This window comes from Providencia sp. (genome assembly GCF_052096715.1).
Taxonomy (GTDB): domain Bacteria; phylum Pseudomonadota; class Gammaproteobacteria; order Enterobacterales; family Enterobacteriaceae; genus Providencia.
Genome location: NZ_JBQDNB010000007.1, coordinates 62,622 through 74,943 on the forward strand (window position 1 = coordinate 62,622; position 12,322 = coordinate 74,943).

The 12,322-nt window shown below is 42.4% G+C and carries 9 protein-coding genes; 5 read left to right on the plus strand and 4 right to left on the minus strand.

Features of this window, described 5'->3' with window-relative positions:
* The first annotated feature begins 14 nt into the window (after window positions 1-14).
* The 3 genes from ACTH6U_RS07910 (at window position 15) to ACTH6U_RS07920 (ending at window position 3,663) form a co-directional block, all read left to right on the plus strand.
* Window positions 15-1,424 (plus strand): MFS transporter, encoded by a 1,410-nt coding sequence (locus tag ACTH6U_RS07910; RefSeq protein WP_434720500.1) that lies wholly within the window; start codon window positions 15-17, stop codon window positions 1,422-1,424.
* Window positions 1,405-2,892, plus strand: coding sequence for a mannitol dehydrogenase family protein (locus ACTH6U_RS07915; protein ID WP_441831960.1), 1,488 nt, complete (start codon window positions 1,405-1,407; stop codon window positions 2,890-2,892). Before ACTH6U_RS07910 ends, ACTH6U_RS07915 begins: the two co-directional genes overlap by 20 nt.
* Before the next feature lie 117 nt (window positions 2,893-3,009).
* A complete protein-coding gene (locus tag ACTH6U_RS07920; protein WP_294101498.1) occupies window positions 3,010-3,663 on the plus strand; it encodes a YoaK family protein in 654 nt (217 codons plus the stop codon).
* Window positions 3,664-3,732: 69 nt separating this feature from the next.
* On the opposite strand, the gene fdoI is transcribed toward ACTH6U_RS07920, so the two are convergent.
* The 3 genes from fdoI to fdnG are packed head-to-tail and all read right to left on the minus strand — an operon-like array spanning window position 3,733 to window position 8,392.
* Entirely contained in the window at window positions 3,733-4,392 is a 660-nt protein-coding gene (fdoI, locus tag ACTH6U_RS07925; RefSeq protein WP_434720503.1) for a formate dehydrogenase cytochrome b556 subunit, read from the minus strand.
* Window positions 4,389-5,333 carry a formate dehydrogenase subunit beta gene (gene fdxH, locus ACTH6U_RS07930; protein ID WP_336428634.1) on the minus strand — a complete coding sequence of 315 codons (945 nt, stop codon included), beginning with the start codon at window positions 5,331-5,333 and terminating at the stop codon, window positions 4,389-4,391. The genes fdoI and fdxH overlap by 4 nt, the downstream gene beginning before the upstream one ends.
* Before the next feature lie 11 nt (window positions 5,334-5,344).
* On the minus strand, window positions 5,345-8,392 hold the full coding sequence (fdnG, locus tag ACTH6U_RS07935) for a formate dehydrogenase-N subunit alpha (RefSeq protein ID WP_434720504.1): 3,048 nt from the start codon (window positions 8,390-8,392) through the stop codon (window positions 5,345-5,347).
* Window positions 8,393-8,567: 175 nt separating this feature from the next.
* Between fdnG and fdhD the strand changes: the two genes are divergently transcribed.
* Both fdhD and ACTH6U_RS07945 read left to right on the plus strand, forming a co-directional pair.
* The gene (gene fdhD, locus ACTH6U_RS07940) at window positions 8,568-9,398 is read left to right on the plus strand and encodes a formate dehydrogenase accessory sulfurtransferase FdhD (RefSeq protein ID WP_441831961.1); all 831 of its coding nucleotides are present in this window, start codon (window positions 8,568-8,570) and stop codon (window positions 9,396-9,398) included.
* A 48-nt stretch (window positions 9,399-9,446) separates the two neighbouring features.
* A complete protein-coding gene (locus ACTH6U_RS07945; protein WP_441831962.1) occupies window positions 9,447-10,610 on the plus strand; it encodes a tetratricopeptide repeat protein in 1,164 nt (387 codons plus the stop codon).
* 277 nt (window positions 10,611-10,887) lie between these two features.
* Here ACTH6U_RS07945 and mnmE read toward each other — a convergent pair whose 3' ends face one another.
* Entirely contained in the window at window positions 10,888-12,252 is a 1,365-nt protein-coding gene (gene mnmE / locus ACTH6U_RS07950; protein ID WP_294101517.1) for a tRNA uridine-5-carboxymethylaminomethyl(34) synthesis GTPase MnmE, read from the minus strand.
* Window positions 12,253-12,322: the final 70 nt, after the last annotated feature.

Genomic DNA, 12,322 nt, shown 5'->3' on the forward strand with positions numbered 1-12,322 from the left:
AATAGGATAATAATATGAACACTCAGTCGATAGACCCTACAGGGAAGGTTGAACGCAGCTCTGGTGATTTAACCAAAGCTGCGGTTTCAGGTTGGCTTGGAACCGCTCTAGAATTTATGGATTTTCAGCTCTATTCATTAGGCGCAGCACTTGTTTTTCATCAGGTATTTTTTCCAGAACAGTCCGCATCGATGGCTTTAATTTTAGCGATGGGAACCTACGGTGCAGGCTATGTCGCGCGTATCGTTGGTGCCGTCTTCTTTGGCCAAATGGGTGACAGGATTGGCCGTAAAAAAGTTTTGTTTATTACCATCACCATGATGGGAATTTGTACCACGCTAATCGGTTTCCTCCCAACCTATGCCCAAGTAGGGATACTCGCACCACTACTCTTAGTATTGTTGCGGATTATTCAAGGGCTAGGCGCTGGTGCTGAGATTTCGGGTGCGGGTACTATGCTTGCTGAATACGCGCCAAAAGGTCGCAGAGGTATCGTGGCATCCTTAGTTGGTCTAGGTACTAACTGTGGGACACTAAGTGCAACTGCAATTTGGGCTGTCATGTTCTTTTGGTTAGATAAAGAAGAGTTACTGGCTTGGGGATGGCGTGTGCCTTTCTTAGCAAGCTTTGTCGTCATGCTTTTTGCTGTATGGTTACGACTGAACTTAAAAGAAAGCCCAGTATTTGAAAAAGTACAAAATATTGAAGAGCAAGAAAGTAAGGCCTCTACTCAAACACCAGCAAAAGAAAGCTTTTTCGCGATGTTTAAAACCAAAGCTTTCTGGTTAGCCACTGGTATTCGTTTTGGTCAAGCTGGTAACTCAGGGTTAATTCAAACATTCTTAGCCGGTTATTTAGTACAAAGCTTATTATTTGATAAAAGCATTCCAACAGATGCCATCATGATAAGTTCTGCTGTTGGCTTCTTAACCATCCCATTAATTGGCTTACTCTCGGATAAATTTGGTCGCCGTATTCCTTATATTATCCTCAGCTTATCAGCCATGTTACTTGCCTACCCGATGCTGTCCGTTATTGTTAATGGCGCAAACAGTGTCCATATGATCACCATCTGTATCATTGTCATTCATAATAGTGCGGTACTTGGATTATTTGCCTTAGAAAATATTACGATGGCTGAGATGTTTAATTCACGTAATCGCTTTACAGGTATGGCTGTCGCAAAAGAGATTGGCGGATTAATTGCTTCTGGATTAGGTCCGGTATTAGCAGGTATTTTCTGTAGTATTACAGGCAGTTGGTGGCCAATTGCTATCATGATTATTGTCTACTCTGCAATCTCTTTAATTACTGCAATCATTATGCCTGAAGTCAAAGATCGTGATTTAACTAGCCCATTAGATGCCGTTGAAGAACTTGAGCAACAAAAAGGTAAAGTCAAATATGCAACTGTCAACGAATAACCTAAATCAATTACCAAAATCTATCAAAGTACCGAGCTATGATAGAAATCAGGTTAAAACCAGGATGCTGCACCTTGGATTCGGTGCGTTTCATCGCGCCCACCAAGCCATCTTTGCCGAAATATTAGCATCGGAACATCAAAGTGATTGGGGATTTTGTGAAGTTAATTTAGTCGGTGGTGAGCAGCAAATTAATGACTTAATTGCACAAGATTATTTATACAATGTCTGTGAGATGCAAGGTGATAACTGGCAAACTCGGACTGTTGGGGTAGTAAAGGAAGCCTTACATCCTGAAATTCATGGGATAGATGCTGTAATTAATCGCATGTTAGACCCCAATATCGCGATTGTTTCAATGACAGTGACTGAAAAAGGCTATTGCTATGTACCGGCAACAGGCTCTATCGACTTTGAAAATGCAGCCATTGCTCATGATTTACAATCACCAGAAACACCCAAGTCACTGCCCGGTTTGATTGTTGAAACGCTCAAACGTCGCAAAGAACAAGGTATTGCGCCCTTTACGGTGATGTCTTGCGATAATATGCCTGAAAATGGCCATATTACTAAAAATGTTATCCTCGCAATGGCAAATAAGCGTGATCCCGAACTAGCGAAATGGATAGCAGACAACGTGACTTTTCCATCAACGATGGTGGATAGAATTGTGCCCGCTATGACGCCTGAGACCGCAGTTAAAATTCAGTCACAACTAGGCCAAATCGTCGATAACGTCGCAATAGCCTGTGAACCTTTTAAACAATGGGTGATTGAAGATAATTTTGTTGCAGGTCGTCCTGAATGGGAAAAAGCGGGAGCTCAACTTGTTAGCAATGTTATTCCTTTTGAAGAAATGAAACTGCGCATGTTAAATGGTAGCCATTCATTTCTGGCTTACTTAGGGTATCTCGCCGGGTATCAATACATTAATGAATGTATGCAAGATAGCGCTTATGAAAAAGCCGCTTATTATCTAATGGTGAATGAGCAAGCACCGACTTTATCAATCAAAAATGTCGATTTACCTCAATACGCCAATGCATTGATTGAACGCTTTAAAAATACCGGTCTCAAACATCGTACATGGCAAATCGCTATGGATGGCACATTAAAGCTTTCCCAGCGATTACTTGATTCCATTCAAATCCATCTCAATAATGGAAACTCATTTGATTATTTAGCATTAGCTGTTGCAGGCTGGATGAGGTATGTCAGCGGTAAAGATGATAATCAAGCTCAAATTCAAATTAGTGACCCACTAGCAACTAAACTCGCTGAGCTTGTAGCACAAAGTGAAGATGATGAAAGCCGAGTAACTTCATTGCTATCATTAGACTCACTCTTCTGTGCAGAGCTTGTTAACAATGCATTATTTACTGAAAAAGTGACAAATTTCTATCTGTCACTCAGAGATAATGGTGCTAAAAAGACGATTGAAACACTCAACAATCTTCATTCCTTATAACGGTTCAATTTTTACCCGATTCATTTAATCACAAAACCTGATACTGTAACTCTGGTATCAGGTTTTTTGTTATTATCTATATTGATTAAAAGAATTATCTCCAATAAAGGCTAAAAAATGACATCATTATTTAAATTTGAACCTAATTCGCATACTCCTTTCTTTCTCTTATTAGCCTTTATTGGTGGCTTCGTTGATGCGAGCTCATTTGTTATTTTTGAAGTTTTTACGGGGCACCTCACCGGAAACAGTATTTTAAGCATGGTCTATCTGGCACAGATGGACTTCTCCATGTTGCTTTTATCCGCAATTTCAATTGCCGGATTTTTCACGGGTACACTTTCGGGGTCATGGTTTAGGATAAAAAACAATCAGTTATCATGCTATCGTTTAGTTATTGGCTTAGTTTTTCTTTTATTTAGTAGTGTTTTCATACTTTATTTCCTGCTACATGCCCTCTATTCCCCTAATCTTGTTATTTTTATTATTAGTTTATCAATGGGAATTCAGAATGGATTTTTTAATAAGGTGGGAAGCGTAGGCATTCACTCAACCTATGTAACAGGAATGACAACATCTTGTATTAATGCATTTCTTAAAAATGTTAAAGGTGATAACAGCAAAAAAGTATTATTTCTTGCTGTACTCTTTTTTATTCTAGGTGGTCTTACAGGCAGTATTTTATCCGTTAAATACCACTTTGCTGGGTTCTCATTTGTATTAATTTTGCTGTTTATTGCTTTCATTTATAGCTTAAAAGTACGTAATTAATCACTAAAAACAAAAAAGCCCACCACCAATATTTATTGATGATGGGCTAGATTTCAGCAACCCAAAAAACTAACTTTTATCTTGTTTCTGTTGTTGCTGCTGCTTCTCTTTTTCGACAAGCTCACGGTACCACAGTGGGTGATGCTTTTTCGCCCAACCACGTGTTACCCATCCTTCAACCATCGCACGCACAGAACCTTTCACCCACATTGCCGCATAAGCATGTACAATAATCATAATGATCAGCGCAATAGCAGAAAGTGAATGCACCAAAATAGCGGCGCGGTATAGCGGAATTGGGAAATAATCGGCAAAGAATGGGCGCCACATTATCACGCCGCTAACAACCAATAGCAGTAAGCAGATAGAGACGACCCAGTACACCCCTTTCTGACCGAGGTTATATTGGCCAACATCTCCAGCTTCTTCATTTTTAAGTACTTTACCGATATTTTTTGCCCACTTGATATCTTCTTTGTTAACGAAGTTATGGTGGAAATAACGGAAGAACATAAAGACAAACAGCAAAAACATTGCCGTACCCACGAATGGATGTAAAATCCGAGACAGTTGTGGCGTGCCTAAAATATTCATAAACCAATTTAGCGACGGGAAAAAGAAGCCCAATCCGCTGATTGCAGTGAACAAAAAGCAAATCACAACCGCCCAATGATTAATCCTTTCTATTGGCTTGTGGCGAATAATTTTGTCATTATCATCTGGTATCATTTCTGATCCTCCCCTTCTTTTGATTTCGAAGTGTCAGATGACATTGCGTTATGCAAATCTTCCAGAGCCTCTTCTTCATCTTTTTTGGAGACGCGGTTCGGACCAATACCCACATAGTGGAAGATGGCCGCCGCAAATGTTGCAGCAAAACCTACCGCTGCTAACGGCTTCCAGATACCTTTCCAGAAAGTAACTGTTGGGCTGATAGTCGGATTTTCTGGCAACCCATGGTACAACTGAGGTTTATCTGCGTGATGTAAAACATACATCACGTGCGTACCACCCACACCTTCTGGGTCATATAAACCCGCATTGTCATAACCACGCGTTTTCAACTCATCAACACGCTCACCCGCCAAGTTAATCATGTCTTCCTTGCTACCAAAATGAATAGCACCCGTTGGACATGTTTTTACACAGGCAGGCTCTTGACCCACTTCAACGCGGTCAACACAAAGCGTACATTTGTATGCGCGATTATCATCTTTATTGATACGTGGCACATCAAATGGGCAACCTGCAATACAGTAACCACAACCAATACAATGCTCTGATTGGAAATCCACGATACCATTTTTGTACTGCACGATTGCGCCTTCAGAAGGGCAAGCCTTCAAGCAACCGGGGTCAGCACAGTGCATGCAGCCATCTTTACGGATCAACCATTCGAATTTATCGTTCTCTTCAACTTCAGAGAAACGCATCACCGTCCATGACTTAGCGGTTAAATCCGTTGGGTTATCATATACCCCAACGTTAGTACCGATTTTGTCACGAATATCGTTCCATTCTGAACATGCGACCTGACAGGCTTTACAGCCAATACAGGTCGTCACATCAATAAGCTTTGCAACCTCTTCCTTATAATCCCGCACCTGAGGTGCGGGGGTCAGGGAATTGGTGGCAGAGCGACGAATAATGTCCTGTGATTGCATTGACATAATTTATCTCCTTACACCTTTTCCACATTGACAAGGAATGACTTAAATTCCGGCGTCTGAGTATTCGCATCACCCACATATGGCGTTAGCGTATTTGCAATAAAGCCTTTCACCGCCAAACCTTCAAAGCCCCAGTGAATAGGAATACCGATAGTATCGACATCTTTTCCAGCCACTTTCAGGGTTCTAATACGCTTGGTTACCACGGCTTTCGCTTTGATATAACCTCGTTTCGAACTGACTTTTACCGTATCACCTTGCTCAATACCTTTCTCTTTCGCCAAGCGATCACCAATTTCGATAAATTGCTGTGGCTGAATGATGGCATTTAACAATGCGTGTTTTGTCCAATAGTGGAAATGCTCTGTCAGGCGATAAGTCGTTCCCACATAAGGGAATTCTGTCGCTTTACCCATTTGAGCCCAATCATCTTTAAAGACGCGAGCAGCAGGGTTAGACACCACGTTTGGATGCAGTGGGTTAGTATCAAGCGGCGTTTCGATTGGCTCGTAGTGCTCAGGGAATGGGCCTTCGGCCATTTTATCCAAAGCAAACAAACGCCCCATACCTTCTGGCTGCATGATAAACGGCCCTACGCCACTTCCTGGTGCGGCATTGCTATAGTCTGGTATATCCATACCAATCCACTTGCTGCCATTCCACTCAAGAATTTGACGCTTCGGATCCCATGGTTTACCCATTGGGTCAGCTGATGCGCGGTTATAAATAACACGACGGTTCAGCGGCCATGCCCATGCCCAACCAAGTGTATTACCAAGACCTGTTGGGTCAGAGTTATCACGGTTAGCCATCTGGTTACCTTTCGGCGTCCAGCTACCAGCAAAAATCCAGCAACCACTTGAGGTTGTGCCGTCATCGCGTAGTTGTGCAAACGAACTAAGCAGTTCACCTTTTTTCGCGATAATATTGCCATCGGCGTCTTTAAGATCAACCAGCGCATAGCCATTGTTTTCTTGAGCCACTTCTTCCGGAGTTGGATTATCACGGTCAAAGTAGTTCCAAGTCATACTCAGAACCTGCTCAGGTACTGCACCGCCTTCGGTTTCATACATTTGGCGTAGGCGATGATAAATACCCGATAAGATTTCACCATCACTGATAGCTTCACCCGGGGCATCCGCACCTTTCCAATGCCACTGTAACCAACGCGCAGAGTTTACAATCGAACCATTTTCTTCAGCAAAACAGCAAGATGGCAGACGGAACACAGTAGTTTGGATATCTTCCGGTTTCACATCATTCATTTCACCGTGGTTTTGCCAGAAATTTGCAGTTTCTGTATTCAGCGGGTCAATCGTTACTAAGAATTTAAGCTTAGAGAGCGATTTAGAAACTTTATTTTTATTCGGGAATGAGGCTAATGGGTTGAAGCCTTGGCAGATATAGCCATTCACTTCTCCTTTATCCATCATTTCGAAATAGCGCAGTACGTCGTAGCCCTGATCCCATTTAGGTAATAAATCAAAGCCCCAATCATTTTCTTTTTGCGCTTTATCACCAAAGAAAGTCTTCATCATACTGACAAAGAATTTCGGGTAATTACCCCAATAGTTCACCTGGCCTTCGACGGTGGCTTTTGGCGTATTAGCCGCTAAATAACTTTCAAGTGTGGTTTGCTTTTCTGATGGCAAAGTCATATAACCCGGCAGACTTTGTGACAACAAACCTAAGTCAGTCAAACCTTGGATATTTGAGTGACCACGAAGTGCGTTAACCCCACCACCTAGCATTCCCATGTTACCTAGCAATAACTGGATCATTGCCATAGTACGAATATTTTGTGCACCGACGGTATGTTGTGTCCAACCGAGCGCATACAGGAATGTTGCTGTTTTATCTTTAACACTGGTTTCTGCTAGCAGCTCACAGACTTGTAAAAAGTCTTCAATTGGCGTACCGCAGATGTTATTAACCACTTCTGGTGTATAACGACTAACGTGCTCTTTCAATAAATTCATGACACAACGCGGGTTTTTCAGCGTAGGATCGCGCAGCGCAAGGCCGTTTTCATCCAACTCATAATTCCACGTGGTTTTGTCATATTGACGTTTTTCAGCATCGTAGCCTGTAAATAAACCATCATCAAACCCATAGTCTTCACGGATAACCAAACTTGCATTGGTATAAGCTTCAACATATTCACGTTGAATTTTTTCGTTATCCAGTAAATATTTAATGACGCCAGATAAAAATGCGATATCAGTACCAGAACGAATAGGCGTGTAAAAATCCGCCACTGCCGCTGTACGGGTAAAGCGTGGGTCAATCACAATTAGTTTGGCTTTATTATGGATTTTAGCTTCCATCGCCCATCGGAAACCGACTGGATGCGCTTCTGCTGCATTACCACCCATAACGACGACTAGGTTTGCATTTTTAATGTCAACCCAGTGGTTGGTCATCGCACCGCGACCAAATGTTGGAGCAAGACTTGCTACCGTTGGTCCGTGTCAGACACGCGCTTGGTTATCAACGGCAAGCATGCCGAGGGCGCGGGTGAATTTTTGAGTAACAAAACCTGATTCATTACTACCTGCTGATGCACAAAGCATACCGGTAGTTAGCCAACGATTGACTGTCACACCATCTTTATTTTTTGGAATAAAGTTAGCATCACGGTCTTCTTTCATTAGCTTAGCAATACGGTCAAACGCGTTATCCCAAGAAATACGTTTCCACTCATTGGTACCGGGTTCGCGTACTTCAGGATATTTTAGGCGACTTTCACTGTGAATGAAGTCGATAAGGCCTGCACCTTTAGGACAAAGTGCACCACGGTTTACCGGATGATCCGGGTCCCCTTCAATGTGAAAAATACTCTCTTTTGCATTTTTCGCGCCATCGCCAAGACTGTACATTAACAGCCCACAGCCGACAGAACAGTAGGTACAGGTATTTCTGGTTTCCTTAGCACGCAGTAACTTATACTGACGTGTTGACGCTAACGCGATGGAAGGTGCAAAACCTAACGCCGCTACCGTCGTACCTGCCATACCGCCAGCGCAGATCTTAAAGAACCGCCTTCTGCTGACTTGCATGGGGATCTCCTCATTTACATTGCTCATGTTTACCTAACTTCAATATTGATAATCAGGTAAACTGTTTTTATTTAACGTCTTCCCTATCGTATCCAGGTTCATTGCCCGGCAAATGGTGTAAATTCTTTTTACCCATAATCAATATTATGTATCATTAGCGCTAGGAATTCATCTAATGTATGAAACAAATGCTACAAATGAAGCGAGATTAATCAAAATGATCGGCGCAAATCACACAAGCGTGCAACAAAAAAGCAACCTTGGTGAGCCCATTGATGACTGGGTTGCAGAAGAAATACCTGTCGCTTTAGTTTTTAACGGTATATCCCATGTAGTAATGATGGCTACACCGAAAGATTTAGAGGATTTTGCCCTTGGATTTTCTTTATCTGAAGGAATAATACAATCGGGCGATGAAATTCGTGGAATTGATATTGTCCAAGGTTGCCACCGAGGCATTGAAGTTCATGTTGAATTATCTAGCCGCCGTTTTAGTGGATTAAAAGAACGCAGACGTAATTTAGCCGGTCGCACAGGTTGTGGTATTTGTGGCACTGAGCAACTTGATGAAATCTTTAAACCCATCGCACCACTGCCGTTTACCCAGACTTTTTCTCTGTCATATCTCGATAACGCCTTGCATGAACTTAAAAAAGTACAAGAAATCGGTGCATTAACTGGCTGTACCCATGCGGCTGCATGGATTTCCCCTGAGGGCATATTAGTCGGCGGTTGTGAAGATGTCGGCCGTCACGTAGCGCTAGATAAACTGTTAGGAATGAAACACCGCAACGATTGGCAGCAAGGTGCAGTATTGGTTTCAAGTCGTGCAAGTTATGAAATGGTCCAAAAAGCCGCGAGCTGCGGAGCAGAAATTTTATTTGCCGTTTCAGCAGCCACCTCTTTAGCTATCGAAGTCGCCGAGAAAGCTAACTTAACGCTAGTCGGATTCTGCCGACAAGGAAAAGCGACCGTGTTTACCCATGCGAGTAGAGTGAGGGATTAGAGGCACTGCTAATATTTTTTACTGAGCCCCTTCATCAAGGAGATGAAAATGATAAAACGGATCTTAATAGTGTTTCTATTGTCAGTGTGTTCTTCGGCATTTGCTAAGCCTTCCCTTGATGAAGTGATGACCAAAGCTGACCAAGGTGATGCAGAATATCAATTTTATCTTGCTGAGAAATACCGATCAGGTGATGAGGTTGAAAAAAGTTTAGATAAAACCATCGAGTGGCATAAAAAGGCAGTAAAAAATGGCAATAATAACAGTGATTATCTTTTAGGAATTATCTACCTCACCTCCGATCTAAAACACCGTGACCTCGCTAAATCTATTACACATTTGAAAGCGGCTAATGCCAAATCGCCCCAAATTGCCAATCAGTGGTTAAAGTGGTTTACCATCTTTGATCTTAAAGCTAAAGAAGACCTTACCTTAGCCAAAGCAGACTATGAAAAAGCAGCTGAGAAAGGTGACCAGCAAGCCTTATTTTTACTCGGTGTCATGAGCTACTTGAGTATTGAGGGTACGCAGGATATTGATAAAGCAATAAAATATTTTAGCCAGATGGATGCAACTCCATCCCCAAAAGTGGATCGCGCGCTAGGATATATGTATCTGGAAAAAGCCTCTGAGATTATGTTTAATGACCCTGACCGAGCTCAATGGCAGACAAAAGCAAAAAATGCGTTTATTAAAGCATCAAATAAAGGAGATACACTTTCTCAAACTGCTGTGGCAGAACTTTATTTACGTGACGAGTCAGGTGAATCAGTATCGATGGCAAAATCTTTTGATAAGGGTGTCGAGTGGTTAGAAAAAGCGGCGAATAATGGTTCGGTGATAGCGCAACTACGACTGGGTATGCTCTATTTTAATGGCGACCAAATTTCAGCAGATAAACAGAAAGCCAAATATTGGTTAGAAAAGGCAGCATTACAGGGAGACCCCAATGCTCAGCAAGCGATGGGCGTGATTTACTTTTTAGGGCAGGGTGTCCCTATAGATTATACTCAAGCCGCAAAATGGTATGAAAAAGCCGCCATACAAGGAGGTGATAACTCTATGGTTGCACTAGGACGAATGTATAAAGCCGGTCTAGGTGTTTCTCATGATCTCAATAAAGCGAATTTTCTATTCGATAAGGCCTGTGATATGGGCAATAGAGAAGGTTGCATGTTAGTGGGTCGTAATCGTGTAGGACAAGCTTATTAAATATTAATTTGGGTTACATGGTTCATATGTAACCCAAAGTGAACATCCACCCCGCCCTCTGATTATGCCAGCCGCTGCTTGGTAACGACAGGGCATTTATTGCACGAAGAGAGGAACTTCAGCAAACCTCATCAATTTTTTAACGAAGAGCAGCGATAACATTATCACCATAGAATGATAAAAATACTCAATACCTTTATCAGTTTGTTTTACATACCCTTCAAACATTGACGTTGAGTATAGAACACCATCGCAATACTCAGTAGATGAAGTTTATTTATTTCCCAATACAAAAGCTCGAGAAAATTCGACCTAATAAATCATCGGAGGTGAATTCACCGGTGATTTCACTCAGTGCTTGCTGAGCTAAGCGTAACTCTTCAGCCAATAGCTCACCGGAGCGAGCACCTACTAACTGCTCATGGCCTTGTGCTAAATGTATTGCTGCTGCATTCAAGGCTTGTAAGTGACGACGACGAGCAAGAAAACCACCTTCGGTATTACCACTAAACCCCATAGCTTCTTTCAGGTGATCGCGCAGCAAATCAATCCCTTTTTCTTCACGAGCTGAAATACGAATAACCGGATGACGAGTATCTTCAACAAGCTCGATTTGCTCGCCAGTCATATCTGCTTTATTACGGATCACCGTAACTGGCAGCGTTTCAGGTAAACGCGCCATAAATTCGGGCCATATTGCTTGAGGTTCGGTAGCATCTGTTGTCGTGCTATCCACCATAAATAGCACGCGGTCTGCCTGCTCAATCTCTTTCCAAGCACGTTCAATACCAATACGTTCAACTTCATCACTAGCTTCACGCAGGCCTGCGGTATCAATAATATGCAATGGCATACCATCAATGTGGATATGTTCACGTAAAACATCACGGGTTGTGCCCGCAATATCCGTTACAATCGCAGCTTCTCGACCTGCTAATGCATTTAATAGGCTTGATTTGCCCGCATTTGGTCGACCCGCGATAACCACTTTCATGCCTTCGCGTAACAGACTTCCTTGACGAGCCTGTGAGCGAACTTGTTCTAAATCCGCAACCACTTCATCTAATTTGGCTTCAATTTTTCCGTCAGAAAGGAAATCAATTTCTTCATCTGGAAAATCAATCGCAGCTTCCACATAGATCCGTAAGTGAGTGAGTGCTTCCACTAATTGATTGATATGGGCAGAAAACGCTCCTTGCAATGAGTTCATCGCTGAGCGAGCTGCTTGTTCAGAACTGGCATCAATTAAATCAGCAATGGCTTCAGCTTGAGCTAAATCCAATTTATCATTTAAAAATGCACGCTCAGAAAACTCACCCGGATTGGCGATACGAATACCATCAACGGTTAAAATTCTTCTCAGTAATAGATCAAGAATAACAGGACCGCCATGCCCTTGAAGTTCAAGAACATCTTCACCCGTAAAAGAATTTGGTCCCGGAAAGTAAATCGCAATACCCTGATCAATAACAGAGCCATCTACATCACGAAACGGCAGATAATCGGCATAACGTGGCTTTGGCTGTTTACCAAGCACCGTTTCTGCAATCAAAGCAGCTTTCGGGCCTGATACACGTAAAATACCGACACCACCACGTCCGGGAGGTGTTGCCTGTGCGACTATCGTATCGTTAATTTGCATGATGTTTCTCTGTCTTTGACTGGAACACTTTTTTGAAAAGAATAAGGCGACCTAATTGGTCGCCTTAATA

Bases quoted from the DNA above. Each gene is read 5' to 3' on its own strand.
- ACTH6U_RS07910 (WP_434720500.1), top strand. From the start codon at position 15: ATGAACACTCAGTCGATAGACCCTACAGGGAAGGTTGAACGCAGCTCT.
- ACTH6U_RS07915 (WP_441831960.1), top strand. From the start codon at position 1,405: ATGCAACTGTCAACGAATAACCTAAATCAATTACCAAAATCTATCAAA.
- ACTH6U_RS07920 (WP_294101498.1), top strand. From the start codon at position 3,010: ATGACATCATTATTTAAATTTGAACCTAATTCGCATACTCCTTTCTTT.
- fdoI (WP_434720503.1), bottom strand. From the start codon at position 4,392: ATGATACCAGATGATAATGACAAAATTATTCGCCACAAGCCAATAGAA.
- fdxH (WP_336428634.1), bottom strand. From the start codon at position 5,333: ATGTCAATGCAATCACAGGACATTATTCGTCGCTCTGCCACCAATTCC.
- fdhD (WP_441831961.1), top strand. From the start codon at position 8,568: ATGTATGAAACAAATGCTACAAATGAAGCGAGATTAATCAAAATGATC.
- ACTH6U_RS07945 (WP_441831962.1), top strand. From the start codon at position 9,447: ATGATAAAACGGATCTTAATAGTGTTTCTATTGTCAGTGTGTTCTTCG.
- mnmE (WP_294101517.1), bottom strand. From the start codon at position 12,252: ATGCAAATTAACGATACGATAGTCGCACAGGCAACACCTCCCGGACGT.